Origin of the sequence: Mycobacterium sp., assembly GCF_049278535.1 — a bacterium.
Lineage (GTDB): Bacteria > Actinomycetota > Actinomycetes > Mycobacteriales > Mycobacteriaceae > Mycobacterium.
Window position 1 is genome coordinate 1 of record NZ_JBAPMI010000206.1, and the last position, 20,940, is coordinate 20,940.

The following is a 20,940-nucleotide window of genomic DNA, read 5'->3' on the forward strand; positions in this document are numbered from 1 at the left end:
GAGTTGGTGACCTTCTCGGCGACAACGCCGGGCTCGAGCCCGCCGTTGAAGGCGATCTGCTTCAGCGGAGCCGACAGGGCCACGCGCACGATGTTCGCGCCCGTCGCCTCGTCACCGGTGAGCTTCAGGTCGTCCAGAGCCGGAGCCGACTGCAGCAGGGCCACGCCACCACCGGCGACGATGCCCTCCTCGACGGCGGCCTTGGCGTTGCGGACCGCGTCCTCGATACGGTGCTTGCGCTCCTTGAGCTCCACCTCGGTGGCGGCGCCGGCCTTGATCACCGCAACACCGCCGGCCAGCTTGGCCAGGCGCTCCTGCAGCTTCTCGCGGTCGTAGTCGGAGTCGCTGTTCTCGATCTCGGCGCGGATCTGGGCCACCCGTCCGGCGATGGCATCGGAGTCACCCGAGCCCTCGACGATGGTCGTCTCGTCCTTGGTGATGACGACCTTGCGGGCCTTACCGAGCAGCGAGACGTCAGCGGTCTCCAGGGACAGACCGACCTCTTCGCTGACGACCTGGCCACCGGTGAGGATCGCCATGTCCTGCAGCATCGCCTTGCGACGGTCACCGAAGCCGGGGGCCTTGACCGCCACCGACTTGAAGGTGCCGCGGATCTTGTTCACGACCAGGGTGGACAGCGCCTCGCCCTCGACGTCCTCGGCGATGATCAGCAGCGGCTTGCCGGCCTGGATGACCTTCTCCAGCAGCGGCAACAGGTCCTTGACCGTCGACACCTTGGAGCTGACCAACAGGATGAAGGGGTCCTCCAGGACTGCTTCCTGACGCTCTGCGTCGGTGACGAAGTAGCCGGAAATGTAGCCCTTGTCGAACCGCATGCCCTCGGTGAGCTCGAGCTGCAGGCCGAAGGTGTTGGACTCCTCGACGGTGATGACGCCCTCGTTGCCGACCTTGTCCATCGCCTCCGCGATCAGGTCGCCGATCGACTGGTCACCGGCCGAGATGGCGGCAGTGGCAGCGATCTGCTCCTTGGTCTCGACGTCCTTGGCCGACTTCAGCAGGGTCTCGGTGATCTTCTCGACAGCCTTCTCGATACCGCGCTTGAGGCCCAGCGGGTTGGCGCCGGCCGCAACATTGCGCAGACCCTCTTTGACCAGCGCCTGCGCCAGCACGGTGGCCGTGGTGGTGCCGTCACCGGCAACGTCGTCAGTCTTCTTGGCGACTTCCTTGACCAGCTCGGCGCCGATCTTCTCGTAGGGGTCCTCGAGCTCGATCTCCTTGGCGATGGACACACCATCGTTGGTGATCGTGGGGGCGCCCCACTTCTTCTCCAGGACGACGTTGCGGCCTTTGGGACCCAACGTCACCTTTACCGCGTCGGCGAGGGCGTTGAGGCCCCGCTCGAGGCCGCGACGGGCCTCTTCGTCGTACGCAATTTGCTTGGCCATTGCGAAGTGATTCCTCCGATTGGGGATGACACGTGTGTGGCCGGGCGCAGTGCCCGCGACGGACGACCGTAGCTGTCTTGGCTTGGTCTCACCGTCCCGACCTAGCACTCACTGGTCGCGAGTGCCAGTGTCATTTTTAGCACTCGCCTATATCGAGTGCAAGGAGAGGTACCCGCTTATCGCGACGGGCGTAAACCGTCGATGACGACGCCGGTCACTCGCTCGGCCCGCGCATTGTCGTAACCCTGCATGGCCTGGCAGCCCACCAGGAGGGCCTTGATCTCGGGCACGTCGACATCGGCGCGCACGGTCCCGGCTCGTTGCGCAGCCGCCAACAACTCGCCGAGCAGGCCGCGAAATGCGTCCTCGGCGTCAGGCGCGACCGAATCGACGTCGATGCCCAGCCCACTGAGCGCCTCGACCAGCCCCTGGTCGGTGGCACCCCAGTCCAGCACCATCGACCGCAGGAAGCTGAACAGCGCCTCGTCGGGGCCCGGCCGGTCCAGGAGCGCACGCCCCTCCGTGATGATGTGCCGCAGCCGGCTCTCGACCACCGCCCTGAACAGGTCTTCCTTGGTGGGGAAATGCCGGTAGACGGTGCCGGCGCCGACGCCGGCGCGACGGGCGATTTCGTCGATCGGGACCGACAAACCCTCGGCCGCGAAAGTCTCGTAGGCAGTCTCGAGCACCCGGGCGCGGTTGTGGGCCGCGTCGGCGCGCAACGGCCGAGCGGGCACAGACATCAGTCACCACCTGATGGTTGACAAAGCGGGGCGCACGTTCCGTATAGTCGTGGAATCAACCGGAGCGCACGCCCCGTTTACCTTACAGCTTAGGGAGCTTTTCATGGCCAAGTGGACCACCACCGATATTCCCGACCAGAGCGGCCGCGTCGCCGTGATCACGGGAGCTAACACTGGACTCGGCTACGAAACCGCCTTGGCCCTCGCCGCCCACGGCGCCCATGTGGTGCTGGCCGTCCGCAATCTCGACAAAGGCAAGGACGCCATCTCGAGGATCGTCACCCAGAGCCCGCAGGCCGATGTCGCGCTGCAGGAGCTTGATCTGACATCGCTGGAGTCGACCCGCGCCGCCGCAGAGCAGCTGCGCGCCGATCACGACCGCATCGACCTGCTGATCAACAACGCCGGCGTGATGTACACGCCGAAGTCGACCACCAAGGACGGCTTCGAGCTGCAGTTCGGCACCAACCACCTGGGCCACTTCGCCTTCACCGGCCTGCTGCTGGACCGGCTGCTACCGGTTGCCGGCTCGCGGATCGTGACGGTCAGCAGCGTCGGCCACCGCATCCTCGCCGACATCCACTTCGACGACCTGCAGTGGGAGCGCAGCTACAACCGGGTCGCGGCCTATGGGCAGGCCAAGCTGGCCAACCTGCTGTTCACCTATGAATTGCAGCGGCGGCTGGCGTCGCACGGCACGACGATCGCCGCGGCCGCCCACCCAGGTATGTCGGACACCGAGCTGATGCGCAACATGCCCGCACCGCTGGTCTCCACCTTCGAGCGGATCGCCCCGGTCGTCGCCCAGAACCCCGCCATGGGCGCCCTGCCAACGTTGCGGGCCGCCACCGACCCGACAGTCCTCGGCGGGCAGTACTACGGTCCCGGCGGCCTTGGCCAGACGCGGGGCTATCCCAAGATCGTGGGGTCCAGCAAGAAGTCGCACGATGCCGATCGCCAGCGCCGGCTGTGGGCGGTGTCGGAGGAGCTCACCGGCGTGACGTATCCCGTCGGCTAACCGAGGTCGAGCAACTGCTCGTAGAAACCACCGATGCTCCGGGCCGGGTCGTTCAGATGGATCTCCAGGATCCAATGGCAGACCCGCCCTTCGGCGTCGGTGCGGCGCATCGGTTTGGTCGAACCCGGCGTGATGTACCACTCGGTGCCGTTGCCGAAGATCCTCTTGTGCGGAAATTCGCCGAGCAGATGGCCGGCGATCGGGCTGCCGAAATCGAAGCCCTCGTCGTGGGCCAGTTGTACGCAGTGGTGGTATAACTCGGCGCCGGTGACGTCGGGATGACGCTCGAAGTAATCGCGCCCGGCGTGCCACACCCGCGGGAGGGCATCGCGCACCGCGAGCTTGTCCGGGTCGTCGCCGAGCACGAAGGTGCGGCCGAAGTCGGCCTCCCACTCCTCGAAGATCGGGCCCAGGTCGAGGAATGCGATGTCGCCATCGGCGATCACCCGGTCCGGCGGATGCTCCTTGAACGGCTGCAGGGTGTTCTCCCCGGCCCGCACGATCCGCCGGTGCCAATGCGCTGTCACCCCGAGCATGTCGGCAGCCAGATCGCGGATCTCGTCGGACAACTGCTGCTCACCGACGCCAGGGCGGATCATTTCGCGGCGTTCGATCTCGTCGAACAGCCGCGCCGCTTTGGCCTGGGCGTCGAGAAGCCGTTCCGCTCGGGCGTTTTCGTCGACGATCGGCGTTGTCACAATACCGATGCTAGACGTTGTGGGCTTCAGTCCCATTGTGCGAAGTATGGATGCTCCGGCTTGCTCTTCTCGACGAGGATGAAGACCACACCCCACGGGTCGACGAACCATGTCGTGCGTACTCGCGCGACGTCCGCAATCCCGTCGACCAGAAAGCGCACCCCCTTCGCCTCGAGTTGGGCCCGGGTGGCGTCGAGGTCCTCGCAGATCAGCCCCACATGCGAGAGCCCGTGGTCGGTCAGGGCCGCGGCACTGCGCTGCTCGGTGCCGGCGACGCCGAGATACTCGATCACCTCGAGAACCCGATCGCCGTCGTCCTCGAAGCCGACGATGGCCGCCTTCATGGTGGGATCGGATACCAGTTGACCCATGTCGTCGCGGATCGCATCACCGGCCATCACGTAGGGCGGCGACAGCACGCGTAGGCCTAATACGTCGCGATAAAACGCAACCGCAGCGTCGCAGTCGGGCACGCAAACGCCACTGTGGGCCAGTCCGGTAATCATGCTGTAGAACAATGTCAAAAGTGCGGTGATCGCACCAGCCTCACGGCCGACTCGCCGCCGTCCTGCAGAGATGCGCGCCCCGATGTGCTTGCCCTAGACTGCATCTCGACCAGATAGGAGTCTTGAGGGTGCGGGCAGTTGAAGCGCCCAGCACCCGGGCTTTGCGGGGCTGGCAGCGGCGAGCCTTGGTGCGCTACTTAACCGCCAAGCCACGTGACTTTTTGCTGGTCGCTACTCCTGGCGCCGGTAAGACCGCGTTTGCTCTGCGCATCGCCGCCGAGCTGCTGGCCGACCGCAGCATCGAGGCGGTCACCGTCGTGGTGCCGACCGAACATCTCAAGGTGCAGTGGGCGGCGGCAGCCGCCGCCGACGGCATCGCGCTGGACCCGAAGTTCAGCAACAGCGCCGCGCACACCTCGGCCGAGTACCACGGCGTCGTCGTCACCTATGCACAAGTGGCCAGCCATCCGACCCGGCACCGGGTGCGTACCGAAGGCAGACGAACGCTGGTCGTCTTCGACGAGATTCACCACGGCGGTGACGCGAAGAGCTGGGGCGACGCCATCCTGGAAGCGTTCGGCGACGCCACACACCGATTGGCGTTGACCGGCACGCCATTTCGCAGCGACGACGCCGCCATCCCGTTCGTTCGCTACGAGCCCGACGCCGGCGGCCTGCTGCGGTCGCAGGCCGATCACACCTACGGCTACACCGACGCGCTCGCCGACAGCGTGGTACGCCCGGTGGTGTTCCTGGCCTACTCCGGAGAGACGCGGTGGCGCGACAGCGCGGGTGCGGAGTATGCCGCAAGGCTCGGTGAGCCGGCCAGCGCCGAGCACACCGCCCGAGCGTGGCGCACCGCGCTTGACCCGGCCGGCGACTGGATGCCTGCGGTCGTCACCGCGGCCGATACCCGGCTGCGCCAGCTACGGGCCGGCGGTGTTCCGGACGCCGGCGGAATGGTCATCGCGTCGGATCAGCAAGCTGCTCGCGCCTATGCCATTCTGCTACAACGGATTACCGGAGAAGAGCCAACCGTCGTCCTTTCCGACGACCCAGGCGCTTCGCGGCGCATCGCGCAGTTCTCCGCGGGCACCAGCCGCTGGCTGGTCGCCGTGCGGATGGTGTCGGAGGGTGTCGACGTGCCGCGGTTGGCGGTCGGCGTCTATGCCACCAGCGCTTCCACTCCGCTGTTCTTCGCGCAGGCCATCGGCCGGTTTGTCCGCTCCCGGCGGCCCGGTGAGATCGCAAGCGTGTTCCTGCCGTCGGTGCCGACCCTTCTGCTGCTGGCCAGTGAGTTGGAAGCGCAGCGCAATCATGTTCTCGGGCAACCAGATCGGGAAACCGACGAGCTTGCCGTGGCGCAGCGCCGTCAGGACGAGCCGTCCGAGATCGAGAACAAGTTCGAGTCACTGGGCGCCGACGCCGAACTGGACCAGGTCATTTTCGACGGCTCGTCGTTCGGCACCGCGACTCCGGCCGGCAGCGATGAGGAAGCCGACTACTTAGGTATCCCAGGACTTTTGGATCCCAGCCAGATGCGCGACCTGCTGCGCCGACATCAGGAACAGCAATTCGACCGCCGCGCCACTACGCCCGAGCCGGTGACCCGGCACGGACAGCTACGCGAACTCCGTCGCGAGCTCAACGCGCTAGTATCGGCGGCGCACTATCGAATTGGCAAGCCGCACGGATGGATTCACAACGAGTTGCGGCGGCTCTGCGGTGGCCCGCCGGTGGCCGCGGCCAGCAGCGAACAGCTCCAGGCGCGCATCGTAGCGGTGCGCGGTCTGACCGCTTAGCGAATGGCCCAGATACTGTCGGCCACCCACGGCGACGCCTCGGCCGCGACCGCCCACGCCACGTCCTCCGGAACGTCGATCAACGGATAGCGCTTGACGCCCGCGGCGGTCGCCGCCACCAGGGTGGCGACCTTGGCCCGGCGCTGAAACGGCGACTGCCGCACGGTCCAGCCGATGATGCCCGCCGTGGCGAGGCAGTCGCGGCGTCGTTCGACGCTGCCCGCACGCATCACCAACCAGCCGTCGTGAACCCGGTGACCGAGCGCATTGACCCGGTCGGCGGCCAGCAGAGCGCACCAGGCCGTGACCGCGATCCATGCCGGCCACACCCACACGGGCACAACCGTTTTCCCGGCCGTCGCAGCCGCGACGGCCAGCGCAACACCGATCAACACCGGAAGCCCCAATGCTCGTGTCCATCGTCGGGCGGCGGCCCGCCGACCATGACCGCGCAGCGGGCCGGTGACGATATCCCGCTCGCCGACCAACTCAAACAGCACCGATTCGGCAGTGGCAGCAGGACACGGCGGTAGCAGCACCGACGCCTCTCCAACGCCGTGCACACCGGTCATCACCGCATCCAGCCGGGCGCCGCCAAACAATCGGACCAGCAGTGGCTGCCGCAGCGTGCCACCGCGCAGCCGGCTCATGTCATAGGTGCGCTCACGAAGTCGCAACAGGCCGTGCCGCAGATGCAGAACGTCCGCCTGACGCAGCAGCACCAGATTTCCGTAGGTAAGCAACGATCGCAGCACCGCGAGCAGCACCGAAGCGAGCAGAATTGCCACGCCGACCACCTCGACGGTGCTCGTTGTACCCAGCCGCTGGGCGGCGGCCAGCACTGACTCGACTGGCCGCGAATGCTGCAGCGGCCCAACGAATCCGCTCTCGTACACCACACCGGCGGCAGCGGCCAGCGACAGCAGACCCGACACACTCAGCGGCGAATACCTCAGCCACGACGGCTGCCAGCGAGCCAGCACGGCGCCTGCCGCTCCAGGCTCGGCGGTCGCAGTGTCGACCGGCTGATCTGAGCCGGCCAGCAGAATCGCCCGCAACCGCGGTACCTGATCGACCTCGACCGCATTGAGCTCGAATCCCCCGGATCCGTTTTCGCCCTTGGCTTCTTGCCCGGTACTCACTCGCACCACAGCCAGACCCATCAGCCGGTGCAGCAGCCTGGCGTCGCTTTGCACCGAACGAATCCGGTTGAGCGGCAAGGACAATACTTTGCGCCCTAACAGACCGGTTCGCAGCTGCAGTTGGCCCGACTGCGGGTCGGCGTCAATGCGGTAGCTGGTGGTGACCCAGCGCGCCACGCCGACGATGACCATGTACGCCAGCACGGCCAGCGTCCAGGACTGGTTGCCGGTGGTCGAGCCCAGGACGATCGCGCCGATCAGCCACGGAAGTTCGCGCAGCAGCTCGTGTACGGGGTGAACCAACAGCATCCTGGGACTTAGCCGTTGCCAGGCGATTTGAGGCCCGGCGGCGTGAGTCACGTTGCGTCCTCGGCGCCAATCGCAGCGATGTCGGTCAATTGCGCGACGACGTGATCGGCGACGTCGACATCAAGCGCGACGATGTGCACCGCTCCCGCCGAAGAGGCGGTGGTGACGGTGACGTTAGCCAGACCGAACAACCGATCCAACGGGCCACGATAGGTGTCGATAGTCTGCACCCGAGAGATCGGCGCAATGCGTCGCTCCTGCACCAACCAACCGGTACGGGTGTACACCGCCTGCGGGCCAATCTCCCACCGATGCACCCGGTATCGCCAGACCGGCACGACGGCCAGCGAAATCAGCGCGCCGAGCACCGTGATGCCGCCGATCAGCAGATGCATCCACGGCATCCGCTTGTCGAATTCGAACCACACCACTGGGCCGGCGGCCAGCAGCAACCACGGGATGGCCCCGCCGATCGCCCACCGTAGCGGCGCGCGCCGGCTGGGCGGGTGGGCGGGATCGACCATGCCCGCGACCGGCGGGCCAGGCGTGCGGTTTTCCACGCCATCGAGAATGCCACCGACCCTCCGGCAGATTGCACCGACACGTCGGCACCGAAATTTTGGATGAGTATGGTTCTCCGGGATGAGTTCCAACAGCAAATGGACGACGAGCGAGATACCCGACCAGAGCGGCCGCGTGGCCGTTGTGACGGGCGCAAACACCGGACTCGGCTACCACACCGCAGCCGCGCTCGCCCAGACCGGGGCTCACGTCATCTTGGCGGTGCGCGACCTGGAGAAGGGCAACCACGCGCTGGCGCGCATAGTCGCCGCCCATCCGGACGCCGATGTCACATTGCAGGAGCTCGACCTCAGCTCGCTTGCCTCGGTGCGCACCGCCGCCGCGGCGCTGCGAAAGGCCTACCCGCGCATCGATCTGCTGATCAACAACGCCGGCGTGATGTGGACGCCCAAACAGCTCACCGCCGATGGATTTGAAATGCAGTTCGGCACCAACCATCTCGGCCACTTTGCGCTGACCGGTCTCCTGTTGGACAACCTGCTGCCGGTGCGGGGCTCGCGGGTGGTCACCGTCAGCAGCACGGGCCACCGGCTCCGCGCCGCGATCCACTTCGACGATCTGCAGTGGGAACACAGCTACGACCGACTCGCCGCCTATGGGCAGTCGAAACTGGCCAACCTGCTCTTTACCTACGAACTGCAGCGCCGGCTGGCCGGCCACCGCAAGAACACCATCGCCGTTGCGGCGCATCCCGGCGCGTCCAGCACCGAACTGGGCCGCAACGCGCCGACGCTGGTCAAGCCGCTGTTCGCACTGGCGGGCCCGCTGTTCTTCCAGGGCGCCGCGATGGGCGCCTTGCCGACGCTGCGCGCCGCCACCGATCCGGACGTCGAGGGCGCGCAGTACTACGGTCCCGACGGTCCGGGTGAGCAGCGCGGCCACCCCAAGGTCGTCTCCTCGAGCGCCCAGTCGCACGACGAGGACCTGCAGCAGCGGTTGTGGACGGTCTCCGCGGAATTGACCGGCGTCACCTATCCGGTCTGACGGCCCTCGCGGCTCCGTAAGATAACCGCGTGGCACGACGACCCCGCTTGACCGACGAGAACCCGACGGTCAGCCCCCGGCACCTGCTGTCGTTGGTGCGTTCGACGGTTCCGCCCGTCCACCCGGCCGGGCTCCCGTTCATCTCCGCCGGCTTGGGTCTGGCTCTGGTGGGCCGCCGCTCCCGCTGGCTGCGCCGCGTTGGCCTACTGGCCGCCGGCGCCTGTGCGGGCTTCTTCCGGCATCCGCCTCGGGTGCCGCCCACCCGGCCCGGCGTCGTCGTCGCACCGGCCGACGGCCAGGTCTGCCTCATCGAATCGGCCGCGCCGCCGCCCGAGTTGGAGATGGGTGACGCGGAGCTCACCCGGGTCAGCATCTTCCTGTCGGTGTTCGACGCCCACGTACAACGGGCCCCCGTCAGCGGCGAGGTAATCGCCGTCCAACATCGGCCGGGCCTGTTCGGCTCGGCCGACCTCCCCGAGGCCAGTGAAAGCAACGAACGCAACAGCGTCCGGATCCGGACTGCAGACGGGGTGGAGATCGTGGCCGTGCAGATCGCCGGTCTGGTAGCCCGTCGGATCGTCTGCAACGCCCGGGTGGGCGACAAACTGTCGATCGGTGACACCTACGGCCTGATCCGATTCGGGTCGCGGCTGGACACCTACCTGCCCGCGGGCGCGGAGTTGTTGGTCAGCCTCGGCCAGCGAGCGGTCGCCGGTGAGACGGTGCTGGCCCAACTGCCATGACAACGAGACCTCGCGCCAAGCGGGTAGTGCCGCTGCGCATCCTGCCGAGCTCGATGAGCGTGCTGGCGATCTGCGCCGGGCTGACCTCGATCCGCTTCGCGCTGGAGGGCCAGCCCTATGTGGCGATCGCGCTGATCGCCGCCGCGGCCATCCTCGACGGGCTCGACGGCCGGGTGGCGCGCGCGCTGGATGCCGAGTCGCGGATGGGTGAGGAGATCGATTCGCTGGCCGACGCAGTGAACTTCGGCGTGGCGCCCGCAGTCGTGGTCTACGTGTCGATGCTGCCCGCGTTGCCGGCCGGCTGGGTGGTGGTCCTGCTGTACGCGGTGTCAATCGTGTTGCGGCTGGCCAGGTTCAACGCGTTGCTCGACGATGCCAGCCAGCCCGCGTTTGCGCGGGAGTTCTTCGTCGGTGTGCCGGCGCCGGCCGGCGCGATCTGCGCGCTCGGTCCGCTGGCCGCCAAGCTGCAGTTCGGCGCGGGCTGGTGGACATCGCCGTGGTTCGTCTGCGCGTGGATGGTGGTCTGTTCGATGCTGTTGGTGAGCCGGATCCCGATGCGCAAGATGCACGCGGTCTCGGTGCCGCCGAACCTGGCCGCGCTGCTGCTGGCCGGGCTGGCCATCGTCGCCGCCGCCGCGTTCCTGTTCCCCTACATCCTGATCATGGTGGTGATCGCCGCCTACCTCTGCTACATCCCGTTCTCGGTCCGTAGCCACCACTGGCTGGCCGAGCACCCCGAGGCGTGGGGCGAGAAACCCAAGCAACGGCGCGCCACCCGCCGCGCGATCCGCCGGGCGCAGCCCAACCGCCGGTCGATGGCTCGACTCGGACTACGCAGGCCCGCCGGCCGAACATGACGTCGCCTGCCCGGCTCACGCTGACGGCTCGGCTGAACACCTCGGCCGTCGACTCTCGTCGAGGGGTGATCCGGCTGCACCCCAACGCCATTGCTGCCCTGGGTATTCGGGAGTGGGATGCGGTGTCGCTCACCGGGTCACGGACCACAACGGCGGTGGCCGGCATGGCCGGTCAGCAGACCCCGGTCGGCACTGTCCTGCTCGACGACGTCACGCTGTCCAACGCCGGGCTCAGCGAAGACACCATGGTCATCGTCGCCGCCGTCACCGTCTACGGCGCACGGTCAGTGACCCTGAGCGGCTCGGCGCTGGCCAGCCAATCGGTCCCGCCCACCACCTTGCGACAAGCGTTGCTGGGCAAGGTGTTAACCATCGGCGATGCCGTATCGCTGCTGCCGCGTGACTTGGGACCGGGAACCTCGACGTCGGCGGCGACCCGCGCGCTGGCCTCAGCGGTGGGCATCAGTTGGACGTCAGAATTGTTGACCGTCACCGGGGTGGATCCGACCGGGCCGGTGAGCGTGCAGCCGAACTCCTTGGTGACGTGGGGAAACGGCGCTCCACTCGACGCCACAAGGCCAGCTGAGCCCGAGCCCGCCACCGCGGCAACACAGCTCACCGTGAACGACCTCAAGGGTGTCGGCGCGCAGGCGGCCAAGCTGACCGAGTGGCTCAAGCTGGCGCTCGACGAACCGCACCTGCTGCAAACCCTTGGCGCCACAACAAACTTGGGTGTGCTGGTGTCGGGTCCGGCGGGAGTGGGCAAGACCACGCTGGTGCGTGCGGTCTGCGTGGGCCGACGGCTGGTTGAACTCGACAGTCCGGAGGTCGGCGCGCTGGCCGCCGACGACCGTCTGCAGCGGGTGGCCGAGGCCGTGATGAAAGTTCGGGACGGCGGTGGAGTGCTGCTGATCGCCGACATCGATGCGCTGCTGCCTGCCACGGCCGAACCGGTTGCGGCGCTGATCCTGAGCGAGCTACGCAAAGCGATCGCCGCCGCGGGGGTCGCGGTGATCGTCACATCGGCGGTTCCGGAGAACCTCGACCCGCGGCTGCGTGCCCCGGATCTGTGCGATCGCGAGCTGGTGCTCAGCCTGCCCGACGCGCCGACCCGCACGGCGCTCCTGGAAAGCCTGCTGAATCAGGTGCCTACCGATGATCTCACACTCAGCGAGATTGCTGACCGTACACCAGGTTTCGTGGTTGCCGATCTGGCCGCGCTGGTGCGTGAGGCGGCGTTGCGCGCCGCGGCGCGGGCCAGCTCCGACGGCGGCCCGCCGAAGCTCACCCAGGACGACTTGCTCGGCGCGCTCACCGTGATCAGACCTCTGTCACGATCAGCCGCAGAGGAGGTCACGCTCGGATCGATCACCCTCGACGATGTCGGCGACATGGCCGAAACCAAGCAGGCGCTCACCGAGGCGGTGTTGTGGCCGCTGCAGCATCCCGACACCTTCGCGCGGCTCGGTGTTCAGCCGCCGCGCGGTGTGCTGCTGTACGGCCCGCCGGGCTGCGGGAAGACTTTCCTGGTCCGCGCGCTGGCCAGCACCGGGCGGCTTTCCGTGCACGCCGTCAAAGGGTCTGAGCTGATGGACAAGTGGGTCGGCTCATCGGAGAAGGCGGTGCGCGAACTATTCAGCCGGGCAAGGGATTCCGCGCCGTCACTGGTTTTCCTCGACGAGATCGACGCGCTGACACCGCGGCGCGGGCAAAGCTTCGACTCCGGTGTCACCGACCGGGTGGTGGCCGCGCTGCTCACCGAGCTCGACGGCATCGAACCGATGCGCGATGTCGTGGTGATCGGCGCCACCAACCGCCCGGACCTGATCGACCCGGGGCTGCTGCGGCCCGGTCGGCTGGAGAAGCTGGTGTTCGTCGAACCACCTGACGCACAGGCGCGGGCGGATATCTTGCGCACGGCCGGCAAGTCGATTCCGCTGCGGGGCGTGGACCTGGACGCGCTGGCGGCCGACCTCGACGGATATAGCGCCGCCGACTGCGTCGCACTGCTGCGCGAAGCCGCGCTCACCGCCATGCGGCGGTCGGTCGACGCCGCTGAGATCACCGCCGCCGATGTCGCCGCCGCGCGCGAAAACGTACGTCCCTCTTTAGATCCCGCGCAGCTGGCGTCACTGCGCGCCTTCGCCGCGGAACGCTAAGCAACCGACGTGTGTCGTAGCGAAAACAGTTGAGGCACAATCACGGATTCTTTCAGCAGCTGGCCGATCAGCTCGGTCTGATGTTCGGCGACCTGCCACGCCTCGTCGCCATCGTGCCGGGCACGCATCTCAGCTTCCACGGCCTCCACCTGCTGTTGCCACCGCGGCGGTGGCTCCCAGATCTCAGCGGCGCTGCGCCAGGCGTCGACTCGTAGACCCGCGCGCTGCAGAAGTTCGCTCAGCGACTCAGCCGTCGGGAAAAAGCTGTCCTCCGGCTCGCCGGGCGGTGACAGTTCCCGAGCCACTAGTACCAGTAGCCCGATGCGACCCGGTGGACGAACCGCGCGGCGCAATTCACCCAGCAATTCCAGCTGGTCTTGGGTGGTGCACAGCACGCCTAGCGCCCACGCGGCATCGAACGCATCATCGGCGACCGGTAACGCCGCTGCGTCAGCCTGCAGCGCCGGAAGCCCGAATAATGTTCGGGCAGCCCGACATCCACCGGCCTGCGGTTCCACGAGCACCGGACGGACGCCACGCTGCGCGGCGTACGCCGCCGGTCCGCCAACGCCAGCTCCGCAGTCCAGCAACGTTTCGTCTGCGCTGAGGTTCAGTTGGCCGATAAGCCAATCCAGGACCGCTGGACTGCCGCTGCCTCGGCAACCGGCCGGGATATGAAAGTTGTGGCCCAGGTCCAGCGCCACTTCTGCGGTCCATTCGGCCAGCGTGTGGAATTCGGCCGCTGCGGAATCGGTCACGCGCCGTGCTCCGCCCGAATTCGCGCGCCCACCTCGGCCTTGATCTCCGCGCCTCGCCGGGTGCCGGACGCCGACGCCATGCCGGACAGGTTTACGCCGTGAATACCGCCGATAGCCAATAGCTTTCGTGCTTCAGCGACCGCCGCCTCGATCCCGGCTTCGACCGGATCGGGCGCGTTGACGACCTCATCCACCAGCTCCGGCTCCAACTCCAGCCCGGGCAGACCCTGCAGCACCGCGGCCGACACGACATCGGTGAACACCGCCACCGCAGCGAGCACCGGGATGTGCAGCCCGGCTGCGCGCGCGTCGTCCATGAACGCCGATAGCACCGATGCAGACGACACGTGATTGAGAACCGCCAGGCTTGCGCCGGCCCGCTGCTTCTCGACCAGCCGGGCGGGGCGGACACGAGTCGGGGGCGCGGTAGGCGTTTCGGGGACGGCGGCGATCATATCTAGAGACGCGGCCAGCGCAACCAACCGTGGACCGTCGAGATCAAAAGTTTGCGTGACCTCAGGCCTGACGTCGTAGCCGCGGCCGTCGCCGGTCACACAGAACACCGTCGTTGCACCGGTGAAGCGCAACCCACGCAGTTCCTGCTCCAGGACAACGCGATTGCGGTCCCGGCACGACAAGGTGATCCACGGCGTCACACCCTGTTCAAGGAGTAACCGACTCATCAGCGTCGGCGGAAAGTCCGGCCGGTTCTGGTGCTCGCCCACCAGCACTGCATCGCAGCTCGGCGCCAGGATGGCCGCAGTGGCCGCGACATCCGTGGCGTCAAAAGGTGCGCAGCTGAAATCGGTGAGGATGAGCGGCGCAGGCACCGGCGGCACCCGCACGATGCCACCTGACCACGGCACCGCCTCGTCAAAAGTGCACGGTCCCAACCGCATTTCGCATTGGCCATCGGGTTTGACGCCCCCGCATGGACCGAACTGCATGCGCTTGGGACATTCGTGGTCGACCAACTCCTCACCGCCCGTCACCGGCATCTCCCCCGGCCGATTGCTGGTCAGTTACCCGGAATCAAGGACCCGAAAACACCATCGCCGCTTTGCCCAATCCCGACCGGATCAGCGCCCCCGAATTTCGTGAATGACGAAGCCGGGCAACTAAATCAGTTGGCGCTCAGCGCCTGAATCATTCGACTCATGACGGCACCGGCCTCCTGGCGCGCCCGGGCGTGATCTTCGGCCCGGGCGACATAAAGCGTCGCCTCACGCATCGCCCCGAGCATCGTCAGCGCAGTCGCTTCGACCGGCTGCGCTGGGATACGGCCGATCTCGATGGCGCTGGCAAGCAGGTCACGCACCGTCCCGATGTTGTAGCGGTTTCCGATCTCCGTCCATCGCGCCCAACCGAGGACAGCCGGGGCGTCGACGAGCACGATGCGCTGCACCTCCGGGTCGGAGCAGGCATCCAGCCAGAAGTTGACGCCGAGCCGCATGATCGTGACCGGATCGGTCTGCTTGGACGCGGCGATCGCCTCTCCCATCCGCGCGGCCACCTCTCCTTCGACCTGCTCGAACACCGCGGCAAACAGCTCGGTCTTGTCGGCGAAGTGGTGATAGAGGGCGCCGCGGGTCACACCGGCGGCGCGCACGATCGCCTCCAGCGCCACGTCGGCAAAACCCTGCGCGGCGAAGAGCGGCCGAGCCGCAGCGATCAATGCCTCCTGCGTCCCCGCGGCCCGCTCAGCCTGCGTACGACGGGGTGCGTCCATCAACGGTTGCCTTTCATACATACGGTACGTATCTTCATACATACCGTATGTCGGTTTCTCAAATTCGCTTCAGAAGTCTCGACGGTCTTATCAGACAGTCATATCAATCGAAAGGTTCACCCGATGCCAAGTTCCGCGCTACAGGCAATCGAAGCCGACCGCTCAGCTCTGCTGGCGCTCTGCCAGACACTGGACGACTCCGTCTGGGCCAAGCCCAGCGGGTGTCCCGGCTGGAGCGTGCAGGACCTGATCTCGCACATGGCGTGCAGCTTTTACCTAGCCGTCGACATGTCGAACTTGCCCGACTCCGCTGGACTCCCCGCCGAACGGGCCGCCGACTTGTACGTCGAGTCGCGTCGTTTGATGACCCCGAAAGAGGTGGTGGCCGATTACGAATCGGTCAGCTCGAGGGGGCTGGAACTGCTCGCCGCCGTGCAGGGCCAGGACGTTGACGTTCCGCTCGGCGATGTCGGGACTTATCCGGCGTCAGTCGTGCCGACCGCCTACGCCTTCGAGCACTACATCCACATCAGGTACGACCTGTTCCCGCCCGACGGACCCTTCGGCGGAGAACCGCCCGCCTCTGACGAGTTGCGGCTTGCCCCCACGCTCGACTGGATCGAGGCGGCGCTGCCACAGCAGAACAGCGAGCTCGTCGGCGCTATGGAAAAAGCGGTCGAGGTACGACTCTCCGGGGCTGGCGCTCGGACCCTGCAGATCGGCGACGCCGAGGTGGCTGCCCAGATCGACTGCGATTCAGCGGTATTCGTGCGGTGGGTTACCCAACGCGGCAGCTGGGAATCACTGGGCGTCGACGCGCACGGCGATCCCGCCACACTCGACATGGTTCGCCGGCTGAGCGTGTTCTAACTCCGCCGTCGATTTTATTGCAGTTGACTCGTCAAAGAGGGCGTCGCACGCGGCGAAGCCAGCGTGCGACATGATCCGGAGACATTGGCCGACATACTCACATCGTGAGCCAAGTGCCCTCGGCGTCGTTGTCGTCGAAGCGAACTCGCAGCAGCGACTGACTTTGTGCGGCGGTGACAAACAGTTCGTCGGACTGCTGGCCACCGATGCAGACGTTGGTAGCCAGCGACCCGGCCGGCAGCCCGATCTCTCCGACCCGCTGACCCGTCGCGTCGACGATCCCGATCTTGTCGGCGGCGGTCAGCGCGACCCAGTAATCTCCGCACGCGCTGACGGCCATCCCGTCCGGCCAGCCGTCCACGAAGGTGTGCAGCAGTTCGGGACCGTCGTCTGCCCGGTAATCCGACGTCGGGATGAGGTAGGACAGCAGTTGTGACGACAACGTGGCTGTCACAAGCAATCTGGAGCCGTCGGGGGTGAAACCGAGCCCGTTGATGAACACCGGACCGTCATCGATGATCTGTTGGGTTTCACCGGAATCGATATCTGTCGCATACACATGGCCGGGCAATCCGGCATCGGGAGTGCCGATGTCGAATTCCCCGCGGGTGTCGGTGACCCACAGTCGCCCGTCCGGGCCGAACATCAGATCGTTCGGTGCGCCCAGGCCTTCGACGAGGTAATCGACGCTGGTTCCGGCGATCACCTGCACGCCCGCCTCGGCGGGACCGCTTGCGCCCCAAGCCCCGCCGTTCTGCGCCACGTACAGCGTGCCGTCGGCGCTGCATGCCAAACCGTTGGGCCCGCCGCCGGTGTCGATGCGTTCGCGCGGACCACCGGACGGGTCCACCACATAGACGCAGCCCTGGTTGATCGATGTCAGGGCCACCCGGCCATCGGGCAGCCACACCGGGCCTTCGGTGAACCCGAGGCCGTCGGCGATCACTTCGATGTGCACGCTCACGGCTCCGGTTCCGGCAGCGGGGCCCAGTCGGCCGAGAGTCGCGCACTGAAACGCGGTGCACGCCGCTCCAGGAAGGCGGCCACGCCCTCGCGGGCATCGCCGGTCCCCATCACCCGATGGTGCAGCAGCGTTTCCAACGACGCGACCTGTCGCGGCGTGTAACCGTTGATTGCGCTGTCCCACAGCAGTCGCTTGCACAGCGCCGCCGACAGCGGCGCGACGTTGGTCGCGATGTCGCGGGCCATGTCGATCGCCTGGTCGAGAACCTCTGTCGCGGGTAGCGCGCGGTTGGCGATGCCCCATGCGACGGCCTCGGTGCCACTGAAGGTGCTTCCGGTGAGCAGCACCTCGGCGGCGACGCCGAGGTTTGTCAGATGCGTCAGTGTCCAGTGCGACATGCAGTCGGGTATCACGCCCCGACGCACTTGAACCACACCGTATTTGGCCTCATTGGCGACGATGCGTATGTCGGCCTGCAACGCGATGGTCAAACCTATCCCGATCGCGTGGCCATTGACTGCGGCGATCACGGGTTTGCGTAGTTCGAAAGCGGCAGGGTCGATCGGCGACGCGGAAAATGCGCCCTCGTCGGACGGGGCGTCGAACGGTGATGTGCTACCGGAAAAATCCGCTCCAGCGCAAAACGCCCGGCCGGCACCGGTGATCACGATCGCACGGACAGTGTCGTCCTTGTCGCAGTCCCGGTATGCCGCACTCAGCAGCGCGCCCATCTCGGAGGTGTAGGCATTGAGATGTTCGGGCCTGTTGAGCGTGAGCACAGCTACGCCCGCGTCGACGTCAACTGCTAGATCGCTGGCCATCACTGGGAGAGCTGAAACTCGATCACCGCTGCGACGGATTCCACCGCCTCAGTGAGCGCTGTCAACCGGTCGTCGGCCGTCGGCGCGGCCAGCACGGTGTAGCGATCGGCCGGACCGATCGGAATACGAGATGCCAACGTGTACAGCCGTTCTCCGGCATCGGCGGTATCGGCGCCCGAGCCGAGCACTTCCTCTCGATCCGGCACCGGAAGATCGCGGGCATTGGCGATGCGTTCGAATAGCCCCATCATCCGGTCTTCGAGCACTTCCAGTTGGCCCGCGCTCACCGGCTTCCCCGGCTCGTCCGGCCACTCCTCCACGACGGCGCGCGGGTACGGGTCGTCGGGCAGCCACTCGCACACCTTGATCCGTTCGGCCGTGCGGCAGCTCAGCATGAATCGTCCCGAGCCGCCGACGTCCACGCATTCGGTGATCCTGGCCACCGTCCCGACATCGCAGCGCACGTCACCGCCGCCGACCTCACGCCCCTGCGAGATCAGCACCACACCGAACCGGGGATTGTTGTCGCGCATGCAGTCCCGCACCAGCTCGGCATAGCGAGGCTCGAAGATCTGCAGCGGCAGATCCTCGCCAGGCAGGAACGCCGATTGCAACGGGAACATCGCCAGACGGCCGAATTCGGCTGCGGCTTCCATCAGATCTCCAACTCGCCGACCAGCGCGTCGACTACGGCGCGCAGATCTCCATCGTATTCCTCGGCCACCCGTCGCTGCCGTTGATATGACGCTCCGCGTCGAGGGATGTCGGCCACCGCGGCCAGTTCGGCTACGCAGTCCAGCGATTTGGCGATGGGTTCCAGGCGGGTCAGCACGTCGTCGAGGTCCTCGGTGACCAAGCGTTCGTTGCTATCCGCGTCGAGAATGATAATCGCATCCAACCCGTAACGGGCTGCGCGCCACTTGTTTTCCTGGTTGTGCCACGGCGGCATGCTCGGCAACGTCTCACCGGCGTCCAGTCGACGCTCGAGGTCGACCACCAGGCAGTGTGTTAACGCGACCAGCGCCCCGAGCTCGCGAACGTTCGAGACACCGTCGCAAATCCGTACTTCGAGGGTTCCGTTGTGCGGCGAAGGCCGTACATCCCAGCGGACCTCGTTGACGTCCTCGATGATCCCGGTCTTTCTCTGATCGTGGACGAAACCCTCAAATTGGTCCCATTTTTCGAATTGAAACGGTAGGCCGGCGGTGGGGAGCTGCTGAAACATCATCGCTCTGTTGCTGGCATATCCGGTGTCGTCACCGACCCACCAGGGCGACGACGCGGACAGCGCCAGCAGGTGCGGGTACCAATTGAGCAATGCCGACATGACCGGCATCACCTTGTCCGGAGACGAAACCCCCACGTGCACATGCACTCCCCAGATAAGCATCTGCCGGCCCCACCACTGCGTCCGCTTGATCAGTTCGGCGTATCTGGGCGCATCGGTCAGCTGCTGCGAATACCAACTCGCGAACGGGTGGGTGCCCGCCCCGAAGAGTTCCATGCCGCGTTGCCGGACGATCGGGTGAACGGAACCGAGGGTGGACCGAAGATCGTCCATCGCCTGCGCGGTGTTGTCGCATACACCGGTAACGATCTCAACGGTGTTGCGCAGTAATTCTTTGTGCACGCGCGGATTTTCGCCAATCTCGGCGAACACCGCGGTGGCTTCGTTGCTCAGATCGCGAGTCTGCGCGTCGACAAGCGCAAACTCCCATTCGACTCCAAGTGTCGGGCGGGGTGAGGACGCGAAGTTCACCCTGATAGCGGTACCCCTGTCCGACGGCGAACTAACCGGCGCCGATCACACCGCAAGCCACTCGCTTGCCGGCGTCGCCGGTCGACATGGTCGTCTGGTCGGGGCCCGCTGCACCGTTGACCTGGTTGTAGCGGTCCGCCGGGATGTTGCCGAAGTTGTCGGCGCCGGCGTGGATGACGATCGAGGTCCCCGCGCCGGCCAGCAGGTCGGCCTTGGTGAACGCATCGGTGGTGGTCACCAACAAAGCCTCGCCGTCCTTGCGCACCTGCAGGGAGGTCAGATCGCCGCTCTCCGGATCGCCGGTGTGCCCGGGCGCCTGGAAGTGGCCGCCCGCGGACAGGAAGTCGCCGGGTGCGCCGCCGGCCGGAGCTACCGAGTTGGCCTCGCACTTGGCCACCGAGTGGATGTGCATGCCGTGGAAGCCGGGGCTCAGCTTGCCGGCGGTGGTGGTCTCGACGACGACCTTCGCGTAGCCGTCGACGAACTCGAACTTCGCGGTGGCCACCTTGGCGCCGTCCGGACCGATCAGCTGCGCGGTCAGGATGTCCGGGCCGGTCTGCCCGGAGTTGGCTTCCGCACTCGACGGCGACGGCGAACCGGTCCAGATCGCCGGCGTGGTGCCGGGGGAAGTCGCCGGTGGTTGATTCGGCTTGCATGCGCTCATCAGCGCAACGGAAGCGACGAGCGGAACCAGTGCGGTGGCAGCGGCGAATTTGCGGCTGCTGGCGACCTTGAGCATGGGGAGAGCCTATCCCGGCGACGATGCGGGTCGGAACGACCCGCGGAGGAGCGGGATCGACCAACACGGCCCGGCGACGATGCGGCCCTAGCTGCCGGTCGTTGGTGTCGGACCCTCTTGTCATAATCGAATGTATGTTCGATACGAGTGGTGGCGCGTGCTCATCGCCGGAGGTGATCGCCCGGTTTGATGAGCTCTTCGAGCGGCGCTATCCCACTCGCACAACGGAGTCAGCCGCGTTCCTGGATCGGATCGGTGCGTCGTGGCGCGCGCAAAACCGAGCGGCTGCCGCAATGTTGGCCGCCGTCGGCGAATTGTTCGGATACCGGTTAGCCCGCTGTTCTGACACCG

21 protein-coding genes and 1 pseudogene are annotated in these 20,940 nt (G+C 66.7%); 8 read left to right on the top strand and 14 right to left on the bottom strand.

The features are described from left to right. Together groL and WAO18_RS13975 are read right to left on the bottom strand one after the other, a co-directional pair. Positions 1-1,406 (bottom strand): chaperonin GroEL (groL, locus tag WAO18_RS13970; protein WP_422206856.1); only part of this gene is annotated, 1,406 nt, incomplete at its 3' end. Positions 1,407-1,582: 176 nt separating this feature from the next. Next, positions 1,583-2,149, bottom strand: coding sequence for a TetR/AcrR family transcriptional regulator (locus WAO18_RS13975; RefSeq protein ID WP_422206857.1), 567 nt, complete (start codon positions 2,147-2,149; stop codon positions 1,583-1,585). A gap of 103 nt (positions 2,150-2,252) precedes the next feature. On the opposite strand from WAO18_RS13975, the gene WAO18_RS13980 reads away from it, so the two are divergent. Beyond that, the gene (locus tag WAO18_RS13980; protein WP_422206858.1) at positions 2,253-3,167 is read left to right on the top strand and encodes an SDR family NAD(P)-dependent oxidoreductase; all 915 of its coding nucleotides are present in this window, start codon (positions 2,253-2,255) and stop codon (positions 3,165-3,167) included. Here WAO18_RS13980 and WAO18_RS13985 read toward each other — a convergent pair. Beyond that, the gene (locus tag WAO18_RS13985) at positions 3,164-3,865 is read right to left on the bottom strand and encodes a M24 family metallopeptidase (RefSeq protein ID WP_422206859.1); all 702 of its coding nucleotides are present in this window, start codon (positions 3,863-3,865) and stop codon (positions 3,164-3,166) included. The genes WAO18_RS13980 and WAO18_RS13985 overlap by 4 nt on opposite strands. 26 nt (positions 3,866-3,891) lie before the next feature. After that, complete coding sequence (locus WAO18_RS13990) at positions 3,892-4,371, bottom strand: VOC family protein (RefSeq protein ID WP_422206860.1); 480 nt, start codon at positions 4,369-4,371, stop codon at positions 3,892-3,894. A 128-nt stretch (positions 4,372-4,499) separates the two neighbouring features. On the opposite strand from WAO18_RS13990, the gene WAO18_RS13995 reads away from it, so the two are divergent. Beyond that, the gene (locus WAO18_RS13995; RefSeq protein WP_422206861.1) at positions 4,500-6,173 is read left to right on the top strand and encodes a DEAD/DEAH box helicase; all 1,674 of its coding nucleotides are present in this window, start codon (positions 4,500-4,502) and stop codon (positions 6,171-6,173) included. Here the strand turns inward: WAO18_RS13995 and WAO18_RS14000 are convergent. Then, on the bottom strand, positions 6,170-7,624 hold the full coding sequence (locus tag WAO18_RS14000) for a PH domain-containing protein (protein WP_422206874.1): 1,455 nt from the start codon (positions 7,622-7,624) through the stop codon (positions 6,170-6,172). The genes WAO18_RS13995 and WAO18_RS14000 overlap by 4 nt on opposite strands. Positions 7,625-7,671: 47 nt before the next feature. Next, positions 7,672-8,148 carry a PH domain-containing protein gene (locus WAO18_RS14005; protein ID WP_422206875.1) on the bottom strand — a complete coding sequence of 159 codons (477 nt, stop codon included), beginning with the start codon at positions 8,146-8,148 and terminating at the stop codon, positions 7,672-7,674. A 118-nt stretch (positions 8,149-8,266) separates the two neighbouring features. On the opposite strand from WAO18_RS14005, the gene WAO18_RS14010 reads away from it, so the two are divergent. Genes WAO18_RS14010 through WAO18_RS14025 form a run of 4 tightly spaced genes read left to right on the top strand, consistent with a single transcriptional unit; the run spans position 8,267 to position 12,949 of the window. After that, positions 8,267-9,190: an SDR family NAD(P)-dependent oxidoreductase gene (locus tag WAO18_RS14010; RefSeq protein WP_422206862.1), complete on the top strand. Its 924-nt coding sequence runs from the start codon at positions 8,267-8,269 to the stop codon at positions 9,188-9,190. A gap of 29 nt (positions 9,191-9,219) precedes the next feature. Continuing rightward, positions 9,220-9,933 (top strand): phosphatidylserine decarboxylase, encoded by a 714-nt coding sequence (locus tag WAO18_RS14015; protein ID WP_422206863.1) that lies wholly within the window; start codon positions 9,220-9,222, stop codon positions 9,931-9,933. Beyond that, entirely contained in the window at positions 9,930-10,790 is an 861-nt protein-coding gene (locus WAO18_RS14020) for a CDP-alcohol phosphatidyltransferase family protein (protein ID WP_422206864.1), read from the top strand. Before WAO18_RS14015 ends, WAO18_RS14020 begins: the two co-directional genes overlap by 4 nt. Beyond that, a complete protein-coding gene (locus tag WAO18_RS14025; protein ID WP_422206865.1) occupies positions 10,787-12,949 on the top strand; it encodes an AAA family ATPase in 2,163 nt (720 codons plus the stop codon). Before WAO18_RS14020 ends, WAO18_RS14025 begins: the two co-directional genes overlap by 4 nt. Here the strand turns inward: WAO18_RS14025 and WAO18_RS14030 are convergent. The 3 genes from WAO18_RS14030 to WAO18_RS14040 all read right to left on the bottom strand — a co-directional run bounded on the left by WAO18_RS14030 (position 12,946) and on the right by WAO18_RS14040 (position 15,439). Next, positions 12,946-13,707, bottom strand: coding sequence for a class I SAM-dependent methyltransferase (locus WAO18_RS14030; RefSeq protein ID WP_422206866.1), 762 nt, complete (start codon positions 13,705-13,707; stop codon positions 12,946-12,948). The genes WAO18_RS14025 and WAO18_RS14030 overlap by 4 nt on opposite strands. Further along, complete coding sequence (locus WAO18_RS14035) at positions 13,704-14,705, bottom strand: methylenetetrahydrofolate reductase (protein ID WP_422206867.1); 1,002 nt, start codon at positions 14,703-14,705, stop codon at positions 13,704-13,706. Before WAO18_RS14035 ends, WAO18_RS14030 begins: the two co-directional genes overlap by 4 nt. Positions 14,706-14,830: 125 nt before the next feature. Continuing rightward, on the bottom strand, positions 14,831-15,439 hold the full coding sequence (locus WAO18_RS14040; RefSeq protein WP_422206868.1) for a TetR family transcriptional regulator: 609 nt from the start codon (positions 15,437-15,439) through the stop codon (positions 14,831-14,833). Positions 15,440-15,559: 120 nt separating this feature from the next. Here WAO18_RS14040 and WAO18_RS14045 point away from each other — a divergent pair, with 120 nt between their 5' ends. Beyond that, positions 15,560-16,306: a maleylpyruvate isomerase family mycothiol-dependent enzyme gene (locus WAO18_RS14045; RefSeq protein WP_422206869.1), complete on the top strand. Its 747-nt coding sequence runs from the start codon at positions 15,560-15,562 to the stop codon at positions 16,304-16,306. A 97-nt stretch (positions 16,307-16,403) separates the two neighbouring features. Here the strand turns inward: WAO18_RS14045 and WAO18_RS14050 are convergent, their stop codons facing one another. From WAO18_RS14050 to sodC, 5 genes are read right to left on the bottom strand one after another with little or no spacing between them, the layout of a single operon-like run. Beyond that, the gene (locus tag WAO18_RS14050; protein WP_422206870.1) at positions 16,404-17,270 is read right to left on the bottom strand and encodes an SMP-30/gluconolactonase/LRE family protein; all 867 of its coding nucleotides are present in this window, start codon (positions 17,268-17,270) and stop codon (positions 16,404-16,406) included. After that, positions 17,267-18,091 carry an enoyl-CoA hydratase-related protein gene (locus tag WAO18_RS14055; RefSeq protein WP_422206871.1) on the bottom strand — a complete coding sequence of 275 codons (825 nt, stop codon included), beginning with the start codon at positions 18,089-18,091 and terminating at the stop codon, positions 17,267-17,269. Before WAO18_RS14055 ends, WAO18_RS14050 begins: the two co-directional genes overlap by 4 nt. Beyond that, a complete protein-coding gene (locus tag WAO18_RS14060; protein WP_422206872.1) occupies positions 18,091-18,747 on the bottom strand; it encodes an LON peptidase substrate-binding domain-containing protein in 657 nt (218 codons plus the stop codon). Before WAO18_RS14060 ends, WAO18_RS14055 begins: the two co-directional genes overlap by 1 nt. After that, positions 18,747-19,856, bottom strand: a complete 1,110-nt coding sequence (locus tag WAO18_RS14065) for a glutamate--cysteine ligase (protein WP_422206876.1) — start codon at positions 19,854-19,856, stop codon at positions 18,747-18,749. Before WAO18_RS14065 ends, WAO18_RS14060 begins: the two co-directional genes overlap by 1 nt. 25 nt (positions 19,857-19,881) lie before the next feature. Further along, complete coding sequence (gene sodC, locus WAO18_RS14070) at positions 19,882-20,589, bottom strand: superoxide dismutase[Cu-Zn] (RefSeq protein ID WP_422206873.1); 708 nt, start codon at positions 20,587-20,589, stop codon at positions 19,882-19,884. A 134-nt stretch (positions 20,590-20,723) separates the two neighbouring features. On the opposite strand from sodC, the pseudogene WAO18_RS14075 reads away from it, so the two are divergent. Continuing rightward, a pseudogene (locus tag WAO18_RS14075) lies at positions 20,724-20,940 on the top strand (hypothetical protein); the annotation flags it as partial.